The organism is Chryseobacterium indologenes, assembly GCF_018362995.1.
In the GTDB taxonomy this organism is placed as follows: domain Bacteria; phylum Bacteroidota; class Bacteroidia; order Flavobacteriales; family Weeksellaceae; genus Chryseobacterium; species Chryseobacterium indologenes_G.
Genome location: NZ_CP074372.1, coordinates 205,665 through 227,410, shown reverse-complemented (window position 1 = coordinate 227,410; position 21,746 = coordinate 205,665). Strand labels below are relative to the sequence as shown.

Annotated in this window: 15 protein-coding genes; all 15 read left to right on the top strand. The window is 36.9% G+C overall.

Annotated features, from left to right (window positions below):
- The first annotated feature begins 481 nt into the window (after positions 1-481).
- The 15 genes from DYR29_RS00985 (at position 482) to DYR29_RS00915 (ending at position 21,740) form a co-directional block, all read left to right on the top strand.
- On the top strand, positions 482-3,502 hold the full coding sequence (locus tag DYR29_RS00985; RefSeq protein ID WP_213278820.1) for a SusC/RagA family TonB-linked outer membrane protein: 3,021 nt from the start codon (positions 482-484) through the stop codon (positions 3,500-3,502).
- A gap of 12 nt (positions 3,503-3,514) precedes the next feature.
- Entirely contained in the window at positions 3,515-5,329 is a 1,815-nt protein-coding gene (locus tag DYR29_RS00980; RefSeq protein ID WP_213278819.1) for a RagB/SusD family nutrient uptake outer membrane protein, read from the top strand.
- Between the two features lie 82 nt (positions 5,330-5,411).
- Positions 5,412-6,434 (top strand): pectinesterase family protein, encoded by a 1,023-nt coding sequence (locus DYR29_RS00975; protein WP_213278818.1) that lies wholly within the window; start codon positions 5,412-5,414, stop codon positions 6,432-6,434.
- Positions 6,435-6,493: 59 nt separating this feature from the next.
- On the top strand, positions 6,494-7,891 hold the full coding sequence (locus DYR29_RS00970; protein ID WP_249413576.1) for a pectate lyase family protein: 1,398 nt from the start codon (positions 6,494-6,496) through the stop codon (positions 7,889-7,891).
- 49 nt (positions 7,892-7,940) lie between these two features.
- On the top strand, positions 7,941-8,939 hold the full coding sequence (locus tag DYR29_RS00965; RefSeq protein WP_213278816.1) for a DUF4861 family protein: 999 nt from the start codon (positions 7,941-7,943) through the stop codon (positions 8,937-8,939).
- Positions 8,940-8,950: 11 nt separating this feature from the next.
- On the top strand, positions 8,951-10,210 hold the full coding sequence (locus tag DYR29_RS00960; RefSeq protein WP_213278815.1) for a glycoside hydrolase family 88/105 protein: 1,260 nt from the start codon (positions 8,951-8,953) through the stop codon (positions 10,208-10,210).
- A gap of 50 nt (positions 10,211-10,260) precedes the next feature.
- Positions 10,261-11,901 carry a glycoside hydrolase family 43 protein gene (locus DYR29_RS00955; RefSeq protein ID WP_213278814.1) on the top strand — a complete coding sequence of 547 codons (1,641 nt, stop codon included), beginning with the start codon at positions 10,261-10,263 and terminating at the stop codon, positions 11,899-11,901.
- A gap of 172 nt (positions 11,902-12,073) precedes the next feature.
- A complete protein-coding gene (locus DYR29_RS00950) occupies positions 12,074-12,829 on the top strand; it encodes a rhamnogalacturonan acetylesterase (protein WP_249413575.1) in 756 nt (251 codons plus the stop codon).
- Between the two features lies 1 nt (position 12,830).
- On the top strand, positions 12,831-14,498 hold the full coding sequence (locus DYR29_RS00945; protein WP_213278812.1) for a glycoside hydrolase family 28 protein: 1,668 nt from the start codon (positions 12,831-12,833) through the stop codon (positions 14,496-14,498).
- Positions 14,499-14,658: 160 nt separating this feature from the next.
- Positions 14,659-15,570, top strand: coding sequence for an alpha/beta hydrolase (locus DYR29_RS00940; RefSeq protein ID WP_213278811.1), 912 nt, complete (start codon positions 14,659-14,661; stop codon positions 15,568-15,570).
- A gap of 191 nt (positions 15,571-15,761) precedes the next feature.
- Entirely contained in the window at positions 15,762-16,730 is a 969-nt protein-coding gene (locus tag DYR29_RS00935) for a pectinesterase family protein (protein WP_213278810.1), read from the top strand.
- A gap of 137 nt (positions 16,731-16,867) precedes the next feature.
- The gene (locus DYR29_RS00930) at positions 16,868-17,599 is read left to right on the top strand and encodes a rhamnogalacturonan acetylesterase (protein WP_213278809.1); all 732 of its coding nucleotides are present in this window, start codon (positions 16,868-16,870) and stop codon (positions 17,597-17,599) included.
- 146 nt (positions 17,600-17,745) lie between these two features.
- Positions 17,746-18,087 (top strand): cupin domain-containing protein, encoded by a 342-nt coding sequence (locus DYR29_RS00925; RefSeq protein WP_213278808.1) that lies wholly within the window; start codon positions 17,746-17,748, stop codon positions 18,085-18,087.
- 50 nt (positions 18,088-18,137) lie between these two features.
- The gene (locus tag DYR29_RS00920) at positions 18,138-19,040 is read left to right on the top strand and encodes an alpha/beta hydrolase (protein ID WP_213278807.1); all 903 of its coding nucleotides are present in this window, start codon (positions 18,138-18,140) and stop codon (positions 19,038-19,040) included.
- A 225-nt stretch (positions 19,041-19,265) separates the two neighbouring features.
- On the top strand, positions 19,266-21,740 hold the full coding sequence (locus DYR29_RS00915; protein ID WP_213278806.1) for a glycoside hydrolase family 95 protein: 2,475 nt from the start codon (positions 19,266-19,268) through the stop codon (positions 21,738-21,740).
- Positions 21,741-21,746: the final 6 nt, after the last annotated feature.

Below are 21,746 nucleotides of genomic sequence, written 5' to 3'. Positions count from 1 at the left end.
CTGAAAAGATGATAAAAATCAGAAATATTATAAAAAAAATATTCTTGACTGTCATTTTGGGAAATTTTCAGGTGCAAAAAAGGATAAATTTTAAGTAAAATTTAAGCTTTAAATTAATAAAGAATAAAGAAATTTGATTTCTTTCGGATCAATATCCCAAGCTAAGATTAAATTAACAAACAATTAATTTACAGCGATTTATCACATTACAACTGTCCATTATTTTGCAAATTCATTTATCTTTCAACAATCAAATTAATGAAAAAATAATATTTTTTTCTTTGCGTATTAAAAAATAATATTAGTTTAGAAGCCAGGATATTTATCATGAAAATTTACGCAATCGATTGCACTCTAAAATGTGTATAATCTTTCAGAAAATATTTGCCGCTAAAAATCAGTAGAATACTTTACAAATCCACACAAAACAAAACGATTGAAAAAAACTTTCAACCAAAAATTAAAACTATAAGGATACAAAATGGATAAAAGAGTACATTCAATAAAGTGGTTATATTTAACTGTCTTTCTACTTCCTGTCCTTGCTACGGCTCAAGAAAAAGAAACTAAAAAGGAAACTGAAAAAAACATTGATGAAGTGGTTTTGGTTGGTTATTCTAAAGTTTCAAAAAAAGATGTTACCAATGCTGTTGGCTCTGTAAAGGCTGACGAAGTAAAAGATATGCCTGTAAACAGTGCGGCAGAGGCAATTCAGGGAAGAGTTGCCGGTGTTCAGATCACGGCCAGTGAAGGTTCGCCTGGCGCTGAAGTTGAAATTAAGGTAAGGGGCGGTACTTCTATTACACAAAGTAATGCTCCTCTCTATATTGTAGACGGAATCCAGATGGATAACGCTCTGTCAATCATTTCTCCTAAAGAGATTGAATCTATTGAAGTTTTAAAAGATGCTGCTTCTACCTCTATTTACGGATCGCGAGGTGCCAACGGTGTTGTGTTGATCACCACAAAAGGCGGCCGCAAAAAAACCAGTGCTCAAATCAATTACAGCGGTTACACAGGGGTAAGAAAAATCACAAACACGATTCCTGTTCTTGACCCTTATGAATTTGTAATATATCAGTATGAGCTTTACAATAAAAATGGTATTGCCGATGACATTACAGCATTTACAACCCGATATGGTAGTTTCAATGAGCTTGCTGAGAAATACAGAAATATAAAGAAAAGAGACTGGCAGGATGAGCTTTTCGGAAAAGAAGCATTCAACTTCACTCATAATTTAAGCTTAACAGGCGGTTCCGATAAATCTGCTTTTTCATTGACTTTAAATCATGTGGAAGAAGATGGGATTATGCTCTCCTCCGGCTTCAGAAGAAGCATGGCTAATTTCAAATATGATTATGATATTTCAAAAAAACTGAAGGTTGGATTTAATGTCCGATACAGCCGTCAGCTGATTTCAGGAGCAGGAACTTCTGCAAGTGGATCTCAGGGTACCAACAGATTAAGAAACGCTGTAAGATATCAACCTTTCGAAGGAGGCAGCAATGTTCCTATTGATGATTTTGATCCTAACTACGCCACATTAACGAATCTTGTAAATCCTTTAATTTTAAATGATAACGAAGTAAAAGAAGCAAGAACAAATGATTTATTGTTAAATGCATATTTGAATTATAACATTACCAAAAACTTAACTTTCAGAAGTGTTGTAGGATATGTTCAGAAAGATAATTTTATTAATCAGTTCTGGGGCACCGTTACCAGTGACGCAAGATCGAATAACAATCAGCCGATTGTACAGTTAACGAGAAACCAGACCAGAAGAATTACCAATACCAACACTTTAAATTATACCCAAAAATTTGGAAGTCATAAATTAGACTTATTATTGGGAGAAGAAACTGTACAGACTGACGGAGAAACCTCAAGTACATACACCAAATGGCTACCAGTATCTATTACACCTAATGAGGCTTTTGCTAATATCCAATCTGCAACTCCACCTTCAGGGATGATTCAGGATGCTCCCAAGACCGGTGCATTACCTCCGGACAGACTTCTTTCTTTTTTTGGTAGAGCAAACTATATTTTTAATAATAAATATATCATAACAGCCTCTATAAGAGCAGATGCATCCAATGTCTTCGGAGTAGGAAACAGATGGGGAACTTTTCCTGCAGTTTCTGTAGCATGGAAACTTAAAGAAGAAAATTTCCTTAAAAATAAAGAATGGCTGGAGGAGCTTAAATTACGTTTCGGGTATGGTCTTGCAGGAAACAACAGAATTCCGGCCTACCTTTATGATACTTTCTTCACGACTTCCACCGACTATGGATATACCTTCGGAAGCGGTGTAACTCCGGGAGCTACTACAGGAAATACTTTGGCAAACAAAAACGTAACATGGGAAGCTACCGTATCTAAAAACTTAGGACTCGACTTCGGTTTTTTTAACGGAAGATTATATGGTAGCATTGATGGATATATTACTGATACAAAAGATTTATTGGTCTTAGCAAAAATTCCTCAGACGTCAGGATATGAGTATCAGTATCAAAACTCAGGAAAAACACAGAACAAAGGTCTGGAATTTACACTGGGAGGACTTATTGTCAATAAAGAAAACTTTACATGGAAAACAGATTTCAACATTTCTACCAACAAAAATATTATTAAAAGCCTGGGGGCGAATGTTTCGGGAGGAAATGATTATTATCTGGTGGCTTCAGGATGGGTAAACAGTTTGTATGACTTCATTGCTAAAGTGGGAAATCCTGTAGGAACTTATTATGGATACGTAACTGAAGGACGCTATGAGATCAGTGATTTCGATTTCAACCCGACCACTCAGGCTTATACATTAAAAAACGGAGTTCCAAGCAGCAGTTCTGTAGCTAACGGTTCAAAACCAATCCAGCCTGGAGATCTTAAATTGAGAGACCTGAACGGTGATGGACAAATTACCGCAGCCGACCAGACCGAACTTGGAAATGCACAGCCAAAATTCTTCGGAGGTTTCAGCCAGACTTTCAGATACAGAAACTGGGATATGAGTTTATTCTTTAATTTCTCTATCGGAAACAAAGTGTATAATGCCAATAAAATCGAGTTTACCACTCAATATTTATACAGAGACAACAACATGTCTGCCGATGTTGCAGACAGATGGAGATGGTTCAATGATCAGGGGGTAAAAGTTACAGATCCTACTGCTTTGGCAGCGCTAAATGCAAACACCACCATGTGGACACCGCCACAAGGAAATTACATCCTTCATTCTTACGCCATCGAAGACGGATCTTTCTTAAGACTGAATAATGTTACAATAGGATATACCCTGCCAAAAAACTCACTGGAAATGCTTGGTATCAAAAATTTCAGACTGTATGCTACGATAAATAATTTATTTACCATCACAGGTTACAAAGGATATGATCCTGAAGCCAGTACAAGAAGAAACCCTTTAACTCCGGGAGTTGATTACGCTGCATATCCTAGAAGCAGATTTATTTTAACAGGTATTGATTTAACCTTTTAATTGAAAATTAACATGAAAAAAACAATAATTATAATAAGTTGCATTCTATCTCTTACCACCATCCATTCATGTAGTGATTATCTTGAACCTGAAAACTATTCAAGTGTTGCAGAAGCTCAGCAATTCGATAGTGTATCCGACACATTTACCGCTTTAGTGGGAGTTTACAGCCAGCTTGCAGGTGATGACGGATACGGGCAGAGATTAGCATTAATATATCCGCATTCAAGTGATGATTTCAGAACTTCGGGAGATTACAACTGTAATGACAGAAGAGGTCTCGCAACATTTGGTGCCTGCCCTACCAATACAGAATTAAATAAGCCTTTCTTAAAATTATATTCAGGAATTGAAAGAGCCAATCTTTGCATTAAAAACATTCCGCTGTCTCCTGTTTACAAGACAGGTTCTGACGCTGATAAAAAATTAATGGACAGATACCTTGGAGAAGCTTTAACATTAAGAGCTCAGTTTTATTATGAACTGATCAGAAACTGGGGTGATATACCTTTTCAAGACAAACCATCTGCAGATTATGACAATCTTTATTTAGCGAAAACTGACAGGGACGTTATTTACGAAAAAATGATTGCTGATCTTGCCCAGGCTGCAACCTTAGTTCCGTGGAGATCCGAAGGAAGCACGACCAATGCCAGAATTTCCAAAGGTTTTGTAAAAGGATTAAGAGCAAGAATCGCACTAGCAAGAGCAGGATATTCTTTAAGAAGAAATCCACAGCAGATGGTGAAGGGAACCAATCCTCAAACCTATTATCAAATTGCTCTTGATGAATGTAAAGACATCATGAATCATACTGGTGAACATAGCTTAAACCCAAGCTACGAGCAAGTTTTCAAAGCTTTACATTCAAACTCGCAAGACACCACCAACGAAATCATTTTCTGTGTAGGAGCATTCGGAGGAAACGCAAGAACAGACAGTAAAATCGGTTACTATAATGGCTTAAAGCATGATGACAACTCCAGCTGGAAAGGCGGAGGAGGAATCAATGCCCTTCCGACTTATTTCTACGAATTCAGTAAATATGACTTGAGAAGAGATATGAACGTTGGAATTTTCAAAGTGAATAATTCTAATCAGGCTGAACTCGTAAATGCCATTTCTTTCACAGATTCTAAATACAGAAAGTCCTGGACCAATGTAACAGGACCTTCTCAAAATCTTGCTGTTGACTGGCCTTTACTGCGTTTTTCAGATGTATTATTAATGTTTGCTGAAGCAGATAATGAACTTCACGGAGCGCCTTCTTCAGATGCCATCAATGCGGTAAAAGCGGTAAGAAACAGGGCTTACACAGGAAATTTAGGACAAGTTGGAACAATTCCTACCGATAAAAATGGGTTCTTCAATTATCTTGTTCAGGAAAGATTATTGGAACTGGGTTGTGAAGGGATCAGAAAATATGACTTGATCCGCTGGAATTTATTAGATGCTAAAATTACGGAAACAAGACAAAAGTTAACGGCTTTTGCCAACGGAACAGGTCAGTATGCTAACGTACCATTGAATCTTTATTATAAGAAATCAGTTTACGACCCTACAAAAACGGCACAGCAAAATATTAATGATATCGATATTTTCTTTACAGGAGGAGATAAATCCCAGGTATTTTATCTGCCTTCTCAGGATGCAACTCCAGCAGGATATACTAAAATAGCGTGGAGAGCCGCAGTGTTACCAACATATATCAGCGATCCTGTAAAAGGTTTTGCGCAATATTTCCAGCCCAACAAAAGAGAATTATTGCCTATTTACAGTGATATCATTATGTCCAATTATAACCTTACACAAGATTACGGCTACTAGAAATTAAAAATACATTCATATTAAGTTGAGAATACAGGCTTGGCCTTGGCTAAGTCTGTATTTTAAATCAAATTAAACCTTTATGAAAGCTCCTCTCATTAATATAAATTTTAACTTCATTTCAATACTTTCGATACTATTGTTAAGCCTTCTTTCTTTTAAAACTGCCGATAAAACGATCGTGGTTTCAAAAGACGGAAAAGGCAGCTTTACCACCATACAACAAGCCATTGATGCCATTGAAAATGATTCTTCTATAAGGACAAAAATTTTAATTAAACCTGGAGTTTACAAAGAAAAAATTACCATTCCTGAAACAAAAGGTCCCATTGTGTTAGAAGGAGAAAACCCTCAAAACACCAACATTACGTATGATGATTTTGCTTCAAAAAAGAATGCAGAAGGAAAAGATATCGGAACCACAGGTTCTTCTACTATTTTTATTTATTCAAATGATTTCACAGCGAAAAACATTTCATTTGAAAACAGCTCAGGAAAAGTTGGGCAGGCCGTTGCCGTACTGACTTCAGGAGACAGAATCGCTTTTGAAAACTGCAGATTCTTAGGAAATCAGGATACATTGTACTTAAAAGGAGCTCAGGATTCCACTGACAAGACAAAACCATCAAGAAATTACTTTAAAAACTGCTATATCGAAGGTACAATCGATTATATTTTCGGAGCCGGAACTGCCGTTTTTGAAAACTGCACCATTTATTCTAAAGAAACGGCAAGCTACGTTACAGCCGCTTCTACCCCACAGGAAAACGAGTTCGGATTTGTTTTTATCAATTCAAAAATCATCGGAAATGCCAAAGAAAACTCAGTGTATTTAGGAAGACCCTGGAGACCTTTTGCAAAAACCGTTTACATTGATTGCGAAATCAATTCTACCATAAAACCTGAAGGATGGCACAACTGGAGCAAACCTGATGCAGAAAAGACCACTTTCTACGCAGAATTCAACTCAAAAGGAAGCGGAGCCCATATTTCCAAAAGAGTTCCGTGGTCACATCAATTAACAAAAGGAGAAAGAAAAAAGTACACTACAGAAATTATTTTAAAAGGAAACGACCGTTGGAACATCAAAAAAAGTTTGAAATAAACCTAATCCAAATCCAAAACACCAAAAAATTTTCAATCTTGAAAAAGCACTTCAAAAAAATGTTCACGATAGGGACCTTATGTGGTATTGCAATGTTGACCAATGCTCAGGAAGTCTTGAGTTTTCCGGGAGCAGAAGGTTTCGGAAGATATACAACAGGTGGCCGCGGCGGAAGGGTTTATTTCGTAACAAAACTAACAGATGATGGCTCAGAAGGCACTTTAAGATATGCTTTAGACCAAAAAGGTCCGAGATATATTGTGTTTAAAACCGGCGGAACCATTTATCTGGAATCCCCTTTAAAGATAAAGGAAGGCGATGTTACCGTTGCCGGACAAACTGCTCCCGGAGATGGAATTACAGTTGCCAATTACGAAACTTTCATAGGCGCAGACAATGTGGTTATACGTTACATGCGATTCAGAATGGGCGATCAGAAAAATTTTGAAGGCGATGCGTTAGGGGCAAGATTTGTCAAAAATCTAATCATTGATCATTGCTCTATGAGCTGGTCAACAGATGAAACAGTATCCATTTATGTGAATGAAAACACCACGCTTCAATGGTGCGTGATCGCAGAAAGTTTAAGAAATTCTGCTCACCGGAAAGGCGCTCACGGATATGGCGGAATTGCAGGAGGAAAATTTGCAAGTTTTCACCATAATCTCTATGCTCATCACGACAGCAGAAACCCGAGATTGGGAGAATATGCGGGAAGTGAATTTGCCCTGACCGATCTTACCGATTTCAGAAATAATGTGATCTACAACTGGGGACACAACAATATCTACGGTGGTGAAGGAATGAACGTAAATATGGTTAATAATTACTACAAACCTGGACCTGCAACCATGACCAGACAGAGAATTGTTGCCATTGATAAAAATGAAAAACCAGAGACAGAAGTTTACAATATCTGGGGGAAATATTACATCACCGGAAATGTGATTGAAGGAAATGCAGAAGTAACAAAAGACAATTGGGCACAAGGAGTTTTCGCACAGATGAAACCGTCTTATAACCTGATGGAAAAAGATAAAAATGAAATAAAAATCAACAAGCCTCATGATATTCAGAATAATGTAAAAACTGATCCTGCAAAAGCAGCTTATGATAAAATTTTACAGATCGGCGGTGCCAGTTTAGTAAGGGATGCTGTGGATTTACATGTTTTAAAAGATGTAAAAAACGGAAGCTTCACTTACAGCGGTTCAAAAGGAAGTTCCAGCGGAATCATAGATTCTCAAAAAGATGTCGGCGGATTTCCGGATTTAAAAAGAGGAAAACCCCTACCCGATTCAGACAACGACGGAATGCCTGATGAATGGGAAATTAAGAATAAATTAAATCCAAAAGTTGCCAATTCCAACGAACGGAATTTGGATAAAAACTACGATAATATTGAAGTATATTTTAACGATCTGGTTAAAAAAATAACCGAAAGACAATACCAATAACCATGAAAACTTTTAGTTTAAAAAACCAGTTATCTAAAAAAGAGATATTATGAAATTCAACTTGTTTAAGATATTAATAGCAGGAGCATTTTTGAGCTCAGCATTTTCTCTGGCTCAGACTTCTGTAATTGAAAAAATTAAGAAAAATCCAAAAGCTCCCTTTTCCTATGCGGAACTTTCCGTAAAAGAAGGAGGAAAATGGGAAGATAATCAGTACATTGGAGGAACTTTCAAAAATGTTCAGGAAATCACTCTTCCTGAATCTCATACCGATCATTCTTACTATATCCGATATGAAGGTATCGGACTGGAAAACAACCAGATCGGCTACAGATTATATCTGGACTGGAGAAACGCTACGGATATTTTCGGTAAAAAAGTAAACACTTTGGTTTTACCTGAAGTCGGACAAGACGGCTTTGAATCCTATCATCACGATGCCTTCTGGGGACAGGACATTTTGAAATCCGGACGTACAATCGGCATCGGTTCTTATGGAAGATATGATGAACAAAATGATTTTGTTGAAACTTTTAAAATTGTAAAAAATACAGCCGTAAAAGTTGTTAATGAAAAAGACCAGTCTTACGCATCTATCGATTATAAAGGCTGGAAAACCTGGGGAAATCCCATCGATTTACAGTCAAAACTGACGATTTTCAACAGAGATAGGTTTGTAAAAGTAGATTTAAACTTAAGCAATACCATTTCAGGATTATGTACAGGAATTGTTGCTTTTAAAAATATCCCGTTAAAACAGGGAATCAGTAAAAATAAGAAATGGGGCTACATTGCTTCTTACGGCAATCAAACCGAAACGAAAAAAGATGATAATCTGGGCATGGCTATCTTCTATTCTCTCGAAAGTTTTGATAAATATGTAAAAATAAAATCAACGCATACTGTAGTTTTCAAGAAAACAAAGAATGTCTCTTATTACTTTTTGGGAGCCTGGTCATGGGAACCAAACGGTTTGGTAACAGAAGAAGCATTTTATCAGGATTTAGATAAAAAACTGGAAATTTTAGATAAAAATAATCAACTTTAAAGTTTAGGATCATGAATTTCATTAATAATACAATAAAAGCATATGCGGTGGTCATTCTAGGTTCAGGAATGTTCCTCGCTTGTGCTCAAACGAAAAATGTAACCGCAGCAAAAACTTCAACAGAAACTTCAAAATCAGGAAAAATAATTCCTTCCAATTTGAAATGGTCAGAAAGAATGCTGCTTTCTGAAATGCATAGATTCCCAAAAGCGTGGATGCTTGATTTCAGTAAAAGTCCGAAATGGACCTATCCGTCAGCAATAGTTTTGGACGGTGCAGAAAAAGTATATGCAAAAACAGGCAAAAAAGAATATTACGACTATATCAGCGGTTTTGGTGAAGACCTGATTAAAGAAGATGGTACAATCCTTACCTACGACCTTTCTAAATATAATATTGACATGCTCAACAGCGGAAATGTTCTTCTTTACCTGTATGAAAAAGAGAAAAAAGAGAAATACCTGAAGGCACTTCAAACTTTACGTTCACAAATCGATGGGCAGCCAAGAACCGATGAAGGATCTTTCTGGCATAAAAAAATCTATCCTTACCAGGTTTGGCTGGATGGCCTTTATATGGGAATGCCTTTCTACACGCACTATACGAAAGATTTTATCAAAAATGCAGATGCTCAGAAAGCATATGACGATATTGTTTTCCAATTTGATTCCGTTCAGAAAAATCTTTTAGACAAAAAATCAGGACTTCTTTATCATGCCTGGGATGAGAGTAAAAAAGAAGCCTGGGCCAATAAAGAAACCGGACTTTCCCCAAATTTCTGGGGAAGAGCGATGGGCTGGTACGGAATGGCCATGGTGGATGTATTGGATTATTTACCCAAAGACCATCCGGGAAGAGCAAGATTAATTTCTTACTTACAATCTTACGCAGATGCAGTCATTAAAGTTCAGGATAAAAAATCCGGTCTTTGGTACCAGATCCTAGACAAGCCTTTGGAAAAAGGTAATTATGAAGAAGCAACAGCATCAGCTATGTTCGTTTATACGATCATTAAATCGGTTAACGAGGGTTATCTTCCAAAATCATACAAAGCTGCTGCAAAAAAAGGTTACGACGGAATTATCAAAAATTTAATCACGGTTGATGAAAACGGCGTGGTTAATTTAAATAAATGCTGTGCCGTTGCCGGATTAGGAGGAAAACCTTACAGAGACGGTTCTTACGAATATTATGTAAACGAAGAAGTCCGTTCAAATGACGGAAAAGGAACAGGACCATTCATTTTGGCAAGTTTAGAATTTGAAAAATAAATCAAGAACCACAACCTGATTCCTATTACCTAAATAATGAATCTGATTTTATGAAGACAAAAATTTTAAATATAGCAGCAATCACATTATTTTCAGTTGCTTCAACATACCTCACCGCACAGGAGAAAAACTACGTTTCCGAAGTCTGGACTGCCGATCAGGGAAAAAGTTACAGAAATCCGGTTTTATACGCTGATTATTCTGATCCGGACGCTATTCGCGTTGGTGAAGATTATTATATGACCGCTTCAAGTTTCAATGAAGCTCCAGGGCTGCCCATTCTTCATTCAAAAGATATGGTCAACTGGAAACTGGTGAATTATGCACTTCCTGATGTACTTCCAAACAACCATTTTTCCACACCCAAAAGAGGTGACGGAGTTTGGGCACCCAGTATCAGATTTCACAAAGGTGAATTTTACATCTATTGGGGCGATCCCGATTTCGGAATTTACATGGTGAAAACTAAAGATCCGATAGGAACCTGGGAGAAGCCTATTTTGGTAATGGAAGGAAAAGGTTTAATCGACTCTTGTCCGTTTTGGGATGAGGATGGAAATGCTTATTTAGTGCATGGTTGGGCAGGAAGCCGCGCCGGGGTGAAAAGTATTCTGACTCTTAACAAAATGAATCCCGAAGGAACAAAAGTCCTCGATAAAGGAGTTCACATTTTCGATGGCCACGATGCACATCCAACAGTGGAAGGTCCGAAAATGTATAAAAAAAACGGTTATTACTACATTTTTGCTCCTGCAGGTGGTGTAGCAACCGGTTGGCAATTGGTATTAAGATCAAAAAATATTGACGGACCCTACGAAGAAAAAGTAGTGCTGGAACAGGGATCAACAAAAATCAACGGACCGCATCAGGGTGCTTGGGTAGATACACCTTCTGGGGAAGATTGGTTCTATCATTTTCAGGATGTGGATACGGGCGGAAGAATCGTTCACTTACAACCAATGAAGTGGGAAAAAGACTGGCCTGTTATCGGGATCGATAATAATAAAAACGGAATCGGAGAACCGGTTTTAACCTATAAAAAACCAAACGTGGGAAAATCCTACCCTGTTGCTACTCCTCCTGAAACAGATGAATTTGATAAAGCGAAATTGGGAATTCAATGGCAATGGAGCGCCAACGAAAATATCGTGTGGTCTTCTAAACTTCCCGGACAGAAATTTTTAAGATTATTTTCAATAAAAGTTCCTGAAGGTGAAAAAAATCTATGGAATGTTCCGAATCTGTTAACCCAAAAATTCCCTGCCCCGAATTTTGCAGCTTCTACCAAAGTAAAATTAACTCCCGAAGATGCTAAAGAAGGCAAAACTGCAGGTTTATTAGTAATGGGATTAGATCATGAGTCAATTGTGATTACCAATAAACCCGATGGATTTTATATTCAGTTAAGAAGAGCCGAAAAAGCAGATAAAGGAGGTGAAGAGAAGGTTCTGTTTGAAACAAAATTAAAAGGAAACGAAGTCTATTTAAAAGTAAATGTAAGTGAGCCGAACGGCCTATGCCAGTTCAGCTACAGTGAAAACGGAAAAAATTTCACCCCAGTGGGCGATGTATTCCAGGCGAAACCCGGAAAATGGATTGGGGCAAAAGTCGGCCTGTATTCTGTAAGCACACAAAAAGCAAATCGTGGTGGCTATGCAGATTTTGCCTGGTTCAGAATTACTAAAAATTAATTTCATTTAACAATATAGAAACCTAACAGGTTTTAAAAACCTGTTAGGTTTGATAAAATTAGAGCCTAATTCATTAAAATCAATGACAAAAAAAAGATATAGTATAGTTTCATTTTTATTCGTCGTTTTGCTGTTGTCTGCATGTCAATCACAAAACAACGTCCAAAAGACAATGGCAAAACACAATACAAAGGTCACCCATATTTATCTTATCGGAGATTCCACAATGGCAGATTATACCGGAGATTACGAACCGGGAAAAGATTATATGAAAGTCCGCTACCCGATTACCGGATGGGGACAGGTTTTTCAGCCCTATTTTACAAAAGACAGTCTGGCTTTTCTGAAACCCGCAATTACAACAGATTCTGTTGCTGTTATTGACAGAGCGCATGGCGGAAGAAGTACCAGAACATTTTTTCAGGAAGGAAGATGGAGATATGTGTATGAACATTTGCAGCCGAACGATTACGTCATTATGCAGTTTGGTCATAATGACGGTTCTGAAAAGCATACAGAGCGGTATATAAACATTGAAGGATATAAAGAATTTTTAAGATTATTTGTAACGCAGACAAAACAAAAAGGTGCAAATCCTATCATCTTAACACCCGTTGCCAGAAATTATCCATGGAAAAACGGCAAACTGGAAAATGTACACGGAGAATATGCTCAGGCACCCATTGAAATTGCTAAAGAAATGAATGTTCCTTACATCGATTTAAACAAATTATCCATGGAATATTTTACAAAGAAAGGACAGGACTTTACAACGAATCACTATTTCATGAATCTCCCTGAGAATGTATATGAAGCCTATCCGAAGGGTCAAAAAGACAATACCCATTTTCAGCCGGAAGGCGCAAAAGCAATGGCCTCCATTGTTTACCAGGAATTTAAAAAAGTAATTAAAACTCAGAAAAAATAAAATGAAGAAGTCTCTTACAATTATCGGTTTAGCTGCAGTCATGATATTTTCAGGACAAACATATGCTCAGAACCTGGATATTTATAAAAACATTGAGTTTAAAATGCCTCAGGTGGCAGAAACTTCATTTGCAGCCAACACCGTTTCTATCACACAATATGGTGGCATTGCAGGCGGAAATGTAAAAAATACGGAAGCTTTCAAAAAAGCAATTGAAGACCTTAGTACAAAAGGCGGTGGAAAATTGGTTATTCCCCGCGGAATGTGGTTAACGGGTCCCATTGAGTTGAAAAGCAATATCAACCTTCACGTGGAAGAAGGTGCTTTCATCATTTTCAGTAAAGATAAAGCAGATTATCCTTTGGTCGACGTAAGTTTTGAAGGATTAAATACCATTCGCTGCCAGTCTCCTATTTCCGCGAAAAATGCAACCAATATTGCCATCACAGGAAAAGGGGTAATTGATGGAAGCGGTGATGCGTGGAGAGCCATCAAAAAAAGCAAAGTTTCAGAATCTGAATGGAAAAATATAGTGAAATCTGGCGGATTATTATCTGCAGACGGAAAAACATGGTTCCCTTCAGAAAGTTATAAAAAAGGATTTGAAAGCAGTTCTAGTTTCAATGTCCCCGATAAAATTTCTAAAGATGAATTAACGACAGTTAAAGATTTTCTTCGTCCGGTAATGGTAAGTTTAGTCGGTTGTGATAAAGTGTTGTTAGACGGACCTACCTTCCAGAATTCCCCGGCATGGAATCTTCATCCATTGATGTGTACCAACGTTATTTTAAGAAATCTTACGGTTAGAAATCCATGGTTTTCACAAAATGGGGACGGTGTAGATCTCGAATCATGTAAAAATGTTTTGATTTACGATAATACTTTTGATGTGGGTGACGATGCCATCTGTATAAAATCAGGAAAAGATCTGGATGGCAGAAAAAGAGGAATACCCACTGAAAATGTAATTGTCAAAAACAATGTCGTATACCACGGTCACGGAGGTTTTGTTATCGGGAGTGAAATGTCCGGCGGAGCAAGGAACATCCATGTTTCCGACTGTACCTTCATCGGAACAGATATCGGTCTTCGTTTTAAAACAACCCGCGGGAGAGGCGGAATTGTTGAAAACATTTATATTAAAAATATTGACATGATTAATATTCCGACACAGACCATTGGTTTCAATATGTTCTATGAAGGAGCCTCTCCTGTGTTAGAGGATGGCCAAAAGAAGGAAGGCAACAAAGCGCCGGAAAAAGTGTATCCGGTAACAGAAGAAACACCTGTTTTCAGAAATATTTTCTTTAAAAATATCAATGCCGTCAATTCTGGTGAAGCCATTACGTTATTCGGTTTAGCAGAAATGAATCTTAAAAATATAGTCATTGAAGATTCACAGTTTAATACCAGAAAAGCATTAACCATCGTAGACGCAGACGGAATTCAATTGAAAAATGTAAAACTGAAATATTCAGAAGGAACGGGAGCAACCATTTACAACAGTAAAAACATCAACCTTTCAACAGTGAAGTTTGAATCTGCCAGTAAGCCTGTTGTGAAAGTGTTAGGAAGCAAAACAGGAGCAGTATTGGTTCCTAAAGAAGTGACATCCGATAAAAATTCACTTTCCATCGGAAAAGATGTGGCAAAAAACGCAGTTAAATAAAATGCATCAAGGATAAGATAAAACCATTAAGATTGATTAAGTCTTTAAGAATATTAAGCTGAGCTTTGGTTTGAATAATACTTAAAATCAAAATGATTTTCTTAATTAAACTTAACTCCTTTAATATTCTTAATGGTTCAAAATTTTAAAATTTGATAACATGAATTTTAGCAAAAAACATACTTATATTTCTATTTTTTTTGTAGGGACAATGGCATTTGGACAGGTAAAGAGACCGAATGCCACTCCTTACACCAACGAAGGCACTTTTGAAAAGTTTAAGAAAAAATATCCTTTTATCACACCCATTGACAGACCTGTACCGCAAAATATCAAAATAGATAACGATGTAGAATATGCCAATATCAACGGAATTTCTTTAAAAGCCGATGTATACTATCCTCTCGATCAGTCAAAAAAATATCCGGGAATTGCAATGGTACATGGCGGTGGCTGGATCTCCGGAAGTAAGGAAAATGAAAAATTTATGGCGATGGAACTGGCTTCAAACGGATACGTTGTGATTGCTATCGGATACCGGTTGGCTGATGTCGCGAAATACCCTGCCGGAGTTGAAGACATTGAAACAGGTATACAATGGTTAAAGAAAAACCATTCAACATATTCATTAAACAAAAAGAAAATGGCGGTTTTGGGTGAATCTGCCGGAGCTCAGATCGCTACTTTAGTCGGAGTCAGGAAAAATATTAAATTACAGGCTATCGTCAATGTAGATGGCGTAGTTTCTTTTGTTCATGAAGAATCCGGAAAAGAAGGAACTTACGATGCCTATTGGATGGGGTATCCACAAAAAGACAATCCAAAAATCTGGAAAGAAGCTTCACCTCTCGAATATGTGGATAAAAATACACCTCCTACCCTTTTCATTAATAGCTCTCAACCCCGTTTTCATGCAGGAAGAGACGATATGATGAAAAAATTAAAGAGTTATAATATTCCGACAGAATTTCATGAAATCAAAGATACTTCGCACTCTTTCTGGTCGGCAGAACCTTGGTTTACAGAAACTTTGAATTTAACAATTGACTTTTTAAATAAAGTTTTGAAATAGTATTAATTATGATTTTAAACGCAAAGATTTAATTTAATATTAATGAATATTTAGCGAGCAAGGATGAATCAACGAAGTGATTTAGTAAAGTTATCGTCACAGCTTCACGAAGTAAATTTTATTCGCCTTTGCTTTCTAAAAATTATGAGGTTTCATAAAAATCTTTGCATTAAAAAACAATAATCCAGTTTATGAAAAAGTTATTTTTAATTCTGTTCATATCGACGGCAAATTTTCTCTTTGCGGGAAATGATCCTTACATAAAAATTACCGTAGCCAAAGACGGAAGCGGAGATTTCACATCCATTCAGAAAGCCATAAATTCTATCAGAGATTTAGGGCCTGCAGAAGCTTTCGTTTTCATTAAATCCGGAATCTATAATGAAAAAGTGACTATTCCCTCTTCAAAACATAAAATTACCTTAGAAGGCGAAAATAAAGGCAATACCATTATCAGCAATAATGATTTTTCAGGGAAACCGGATGCTTTTAATGAAAAAATGACAACCTTCAATTCCTATACTTTACTGGTAATGGGTGACGATATTAAAATCAGTAATCTGACAATTCAAAATTCTTCGTGCAATGAAGGACAAGCGGTTTCTCTCCATGTGGAAGGAGACCATTTTGTGATAAAAAACTCAAATATTCTGGGCTGTCAGGACACCATTTATTCCGCAACCAACCATAGCAGGCAATATTTTGAAAACTGCTATATTGAAGGAACAACTGATTTCATTTTTGGACAGGCAACCGTTGTTTTTAAGAACTGCACCATTAAAAGTTTGGCCGATTCTTATATTACCGCAGCCGCTACAGAAGCCGGCAGACCGTATGGTTTTGTTTTTTTCGACTGTAAATTAAGTGCAAAAGAAGGCATCACAAAAGTTTATTTGGGAAGACCCTGGAGACCTTACGCCAGAACTGTTTTCATTAACACTGAAATGGGAAAACACATCCTTCCCGAAGGCTGGAATCCATGGAAAGGCGACAAAATGTTTCCTGATAAAGAAAGGACCGCTTATTATGCAGAATCCGGCAGCAAAGGCGAAGGAGGAGATATCTCCAAACGAGTAAGCTGGTCGCATAAGGTGACGAAAAAGGATTTGAAAAATTATACCCTTGAAAAAATTTTTGATGGATGGAATCCAAATAAATAATTGAGATGCTTCGACTTCGCTCAGCATGACATCGCTAATACCAACTGTTTTAATATTCGCTTAAATGACGTAATGTTTACCCGTGTTATACTGAGCAAAGTCAAAGCATTTTTAAGTTTAATTAAATGAATTTAAAAATGAATAAAAAGCTAACCTTACTATTATTATTTTTATCAATAATAACATTCGCACAAAAACCAACCCTATTCCTCATCGGTGATTCTACTATGGCCAACAAAGAAAATCCGGATAAAAATCCAGAACATGGCTGGGGACAGGTTTTGCCACAATTTTTAACAGGAATTGAAATTCAGAATCATGCGATGAATGGCAGAAGTTCAAAAAGCTTTCGGACTGAAGGCAGATGGGATAAAGTGGAAAAACAGCTGAAAAAAGGAGATTTTGTCATTATTCAGTTTGGACATAACGACCAGAAATTAAAGGATTCTACGAAATTCACCAATCCATATACACAATATAGAGCCAACCTGGAAAGGTATGTAAATGAAGCCAGAGCAAAAGGAGCAACCCCCATTCTGATGACTTCTATTGTAAGAAGAAATTTCAATGAAAACGGAGTTTTGATTGATACCCATAAAGAATATCCTTTAGTAGTAAGAATGGTGGCCAATGATCTGAAAGTTCCGTTTGTAGATATGCAGTTACTGACAGAACAACTGGAAATTTCTTACGGTCCTGAAAATTCAAAAAAACTTCATCTGCATTATAAAGAAAGAGAAAATCCTTACTATCCAAAAGGAAAAGACGATGATACTCATTTATCAACCTTAGGCGCAGAATCAGTTGCAAAATTAGCACTGAAGAATTTGAAGAGTTTAAAAATCGGGTTAGAGAAATATATTAAATAGTTCTTCAATCCTGATAATTAAAAAATCAGTTTGTCATTCAAAACACAAGTTGAAGACTTACGAATGAAGTTTAGATAGATTTCTCCTTCGTCCAAATGACAAACTAAGCGTAAAAAAAATTAGTTAAAAAATCAAAAACATAAAAAATGAAATTCAGAAAAGAACCCTTCTTCGATGGTAATTCAGAGTGGGAAGATTTAGGAGCAGGAGTTTCCAGACAGTTTGTGGGGTATAATTCTCAAGTAATGATGGTGATTGTAAAGTTTGAAAAAGATGCCATTGGAGCTTTACACCAGCATTTTCATTCTCAGATCACCTATGTTGCTTCAGGAAAGTTTGAAGTGATGGTTGATGGTGAAACAAAGATCTTACAGCAAGGTGACGGATTTTTCGCGCAGCCGAATATTTTCCATGGAGTAAAATGTCTGGAAGCAGGACAATTAATTGATGCTTTCGCTCCTTTTAGAGAAGATTTCCTGAAAGATTAAAAAATTAAATCTTCAAGATTTAGAAAAGCATTTCGCTAAATTATTTTGCTATGAAAAAAATTGCGTTCCTCTTATTAATTTCCCTAACTCTTCAATTATCTGCACAGGAGAAAATTAGGGTCTGGCCGAAAGGTCAGATGCCGAACTCCAAAGGATTACCATTGAAAACGGAAGAAAAAGACGGAAGAATCATACAGATAAAAGAGACCGAACTTTTTGCTTTTCTACCTCCAAAGGAAGATAGGAAACAGATGGCTGTAATCGTCATTCCCGGTGGAGGATATTATAAACTTACTTATGATTTAGGCGGTTACCAGATCGCAAAATGGTTCAATACTCAAGGAATTTCGGCCTTTGTTTTAAATTACCGGTTGCCGACTTCTCCAGACTTGAAACAAAAAGAAATTGCCCCGTTACAGGACATTCAGGCAGCTATAAAATATCTTAGAAAAAACGCTGGGCAGTACGGCATTTCACCAGAACAGATTGGCGTTATCGGAACTTCCGCAGGCGGACATCTGGCTGCATCTGTGAGTAATATTCCTACAGATTATACGGAATTAAAAGGAGACTGGACTTCAATTCCAACTATTCCCAATTTTGCAATTTTGATTTCTCCGGTTATTGATTTAGGAGAATTTGCCCATGTCGGAAGCCGCAATAGCCTTCTGGGTGAAAATGCTTCTCCTGAAAAAATCAAAGAATATTCAATGCAAAACCGGGTAACGGAAAAAACTCCACCCACGATTTTATTTCATGCTCAAAATGATAAAACAGTTCCTGTCATGAACAGTATTTTATACTATCAGGAAATGATTAAAAACAAAGTAAAAGGTGCAATGTTTATTTTCGCTGAAGGTGAACATAAAATCGGAATTACGAATAAATCTGAACTGACGGATAACTGGAAAAAACTTTGCTCAGACTGGCTTAAAGCCATAATCAATAAGTAATAAGTAATGGGTAATTAAAATATATTGGAAAAACGCAAGGGCGTAAAAAATTATTTAGGTTATTACGTTTTAAGGCGCAAGGATTTTATCTTTGATAAAATTGATTATTATAAAAACTTACTGAAAATCTTTGATTTTCTTGTGCCTTAAAGCATTATTATAATTGAAAACCTTTACCCCTTGCATTTTTTCCAACAAATCAAATCACTTTAACAAAATATAAAAATGTTCAAAATCATTCAACATAAAATCTTTTTACTGGCTTTTGGAACGGTAATTTCAGTTTCAGTTCAGGCACAGCAAAATTTAAAACTGATTTATAACAGGCCTGGAGGAAACTGGAACGAGGCTTTACCAATTGGAAACGGAAAATTAGGTGCTATGATTTTTGGCGGGGCTTCGCAGGAGCATCTTCAACTTAATGAAGAAACAATCTGGGCGGGAGAACCGGGGAATAATGTTTCGAAAAACACATTCGACAGTATCCAGAAAATCAGAAAACTGTTGAATGAAGGTCAGTTTGAAAAAGCTCAAAAACTATCCAATACAACCTATCCAAGAGCCGCTCCAAAAGATTTGAATTACGGAATGCCTTATCAGACGATGGGCGATCTGTTTCTGGATTTTAAAGGTCATGAAAATTTTAAAAATTATACCCGGACGTTAGATATTGAAAAGGCAGTCAGTAGTGTTTCCTATGAAGTAAATGGAGTGACTTTCAGACGCGAGATTTTCTCATCTTTTGCGCATAATGTGATTATGATTAAATTATCTTCCGGCAAAAAAGGAAGTCTGAATTTTTCTATTCATGCTTCCACTCCACACTTGAAAAAATCAATTTTTACAGAGAAAAACCAATTGGTGATTAACGGAACAAGCGGTTCTTCCGATAATAAAATTGGAAAAATTAATTTTAAAACAGTGGCTTTTCCGGTTTTAAAAGGTGGAAAATTGACCTCAACAAAAGATCAGCTTGAAATTTCCGGAGCAGATGAAGTGATCATTTATATTTCCATTGCTACGAATTTTAAAAAGTATAATGATATTTCCGGAAATCCGGATGTAAGAGTTTCAGAATATATACAATCTGCTTTGCATCAGAAATATGATGCTGAACTAAAAGCACACATTGAAAAGTATCAGAAATTTTTCAAGCGTGTAAAATTAGATTTAGGAACTACCGAACAGACGAAAAAAAACACTGACATTCGAATTAAAGAATTTGGAAGCTCAAAAGATCCTGATCTGGTCGCGTTATATTTCCAGTTCGGACGCTATCTTTTACTATCTTCTTCACAACAGGGAACCCAGCCAGCCAATCTTCAGGGAATCTGGAATGATCAGCTGCATCCTGCCTGGGACAGCAAATACACCGTGAACATCAATACAGAAATGAATTACTGGCCTGCTGAAAATACAAACCTCAGTGAAATGCACGAACCTTTATTCGATATGATTCAGGATTTATCGGTGACAGGACAGGAATCTGCGAAGGAAATGTACCATGCCAGAGGCTGGAATATGCATCACAATACAGATTTGTGGCGAATCACCGGAATTGTAGACGGCGGGTTTTACGGAATGTGGCCGATGGGCGGAGCATGGCTGACTCAGCACATCTGGAATCATTATCTATACACCGGAGATCAGCAGTTTTTGAAAAAACATTATGCTGCTCTGAAAGGTTGTGCCTTATTTTATCTCGATGTCCTGCAACAGGATCCTTCGAAAAAATATCTGGTAGTTTCCCCTTCTATGTCCCCTGAAAATACCTATATGAAAAGTGTGGGAATTACGGCAGGAACAACAATGGATAACCAATTGGTTTTTGATGTTTTTAATAATTTTATTCATGCTTCAAAAATTCTAAATGAAGATAAAGGCCTTTCGGATGAAGTAAAATCAGCTTTAAATAAGCTTCCGCCCATGCAGATCGGGCAACACACCCAACTGCAGGAGTGGCTTACAGATATGGACAGAACCAATGATAAACACAGACATATTTCGCATTTGTACGGACTTTTTCCGTCGGGACAAATCTCTCCTTTCAGAAATCCTGATTTAACAGAAGCTGCAAAAAATTCGCTGACGTATCGCGGTGACAAATCCACAGGCTGGTCGATGGGCTGGAAAGTAAACTGGTGGGCAAGATTACTGGACGGAAACAGAGCTTTTAAATTAATCTCTGATCAGCTGACTCCCGCACCTATGGAAACAAAAGGTCAGTCGGGAGGAACTTATCCGAATCTTCTGGATGCGCATCCTCCGTTCCAAATTGATGGAAATTTTGGATGTACTTCAGGAATTGCAGAACTATTACTGCAAAGTTATGATGGATATGTTTATATTTTGCCCGCCCTACCTGATGCTTTACCTAATGGTTCTGTGAAAGGGTTAAAAGCAAGAGGCGGTTTTGAAATCGATATGGAATGGAAGAATTCTAAACTAAAGAAACTGGTTATAAAATCTTTTCTGGGAGGAAATGCGAGAATCAGAGTTGCGAAAGATATTCAGTTTAAATCAAAGACCGGTTTAACCTCAGCAAAAGGAGAAAATCCGAATCTGTATTACCAGGTGAATGCTATTAAAATGCCATTAGTTTCAGATAAAGCGGAATTAAAAGGTTACTCAATTCCTGAAACACAAATTTTTGATTTTGATACTGAAAAAGGACAAACGTATATTTTTGAATCAAAATAATAGGTA

What these genes read in the sequence shown, in the direction of transcription:
- DYR29_RS00940 (WP_213278811.1), top strand. Translation starts at nt 14,659, where the DNA reads ATGAATTTTAGCAAAAAACATACTTATATTTCTATTTTTTTTGTAGGG.
- DYR29_RS00935 (WP_213278810.1), top strand. Translation starts at nt 15,762, where the DNA reads ATGAAAAAGTTATTTTTAATTCTGTTCATATCGACGGCAAATTTTCTC.
- DYR29_RS00915 (WP_213278806.1), top strand. Translation starts at nt 19,266, where the DNA reads ATGTTCAAAATCATTCAACATAAAATCTTTTTACTGGCTTTTGGAACG.
- DYR29_RS00965 (WP_213278816.1), top strand. Translation starts at nt 7,941, where the DNA reads ATGAAATTCAACTTGTTTAAGATATTAATAGCAGGAGCATTTTTGAGC.
- DYR29_RS00960 (WP_213278815.1), top strand. Translation starts at nt 8,951, where the DNA reads ATGAATTTCATTAATAATACAATAAAAGCATATGCGGTGGTCATTCTA.
- DYR29_RS00975 (WP_213278818.1), top strand. Translation starts at nt 5,412, where the DNA reads ATGAAAGCTCCTCTCATTAATATAAATTTTAACTTCATTTCAATACTT.
- DYR29_RS00955 (WP_213278814.1), top strand. Translation starts at nt 10,261, where the DNA reads ATGAAGACAAAAATTTTAAATATAGCAGCAATCACATTATTTTCAGTT.
- DYR29_RS00970 (WP_249413576.1), top strand. Translation starts at nt 6,494, where the DNA reads ATGTTCACGATAGGGACCTTATGTGGTATTGCAATGTTGACCAATGCT.
- DYR29_RS00920 (WP_213278807.1), top strand. Translation starts at nt 18,138, where the DNA reads ATGAAAAAAATTGCGTTCCTCTTATTAATTTCCCTAACTCTTCAATTA.
- DYR29_RS00950 (WP_249413575.1), top strand. Translation starts at nt 12,074, where the DNA reads ATGGCAAAACACAATACAAAGGTCACCCATATTTATCTTATCGGAGAT.
- DYR29_RS00980 (WP_213278819.1), top strand. Translation starts at nt 3,515, where the DNA reads ATGAAAAAAACAATAATTATAATAAGTTGCATTCTATCTCTTACCACC.
- DYR29_RS00985 (WP_213278820.1), top strand. Translation starts at nt 482, where the DNA reads ATGGATAAAAGAGTACATTCAATAAAGTGGTTATATTTAACTGTCTTT.
- DYR29_RS00925 (WP_213278808.1), top strand. Translation starts at nt 17,746, where the DNA reads ATGAAATTCAGAAAAGAACCCTTCTTCGATGGTAATTCAGAGTGGGAA.
- DYR29_RS00930 (WP_213278809.1), top strand. Translation starts at nt 16,868, where the DNA reads ATGAATAAAAAGCTAACCTTACTATTATTATTTTTATCAATAATAACA.
- DYR29_RS00945 (WP_213278812.1), top strand. Translation starts at nt 12,831, where the DNA reads ATGAAGAAGTCTCTTACAATTATCGGTTTAGCTGCAGTCATGATATTT.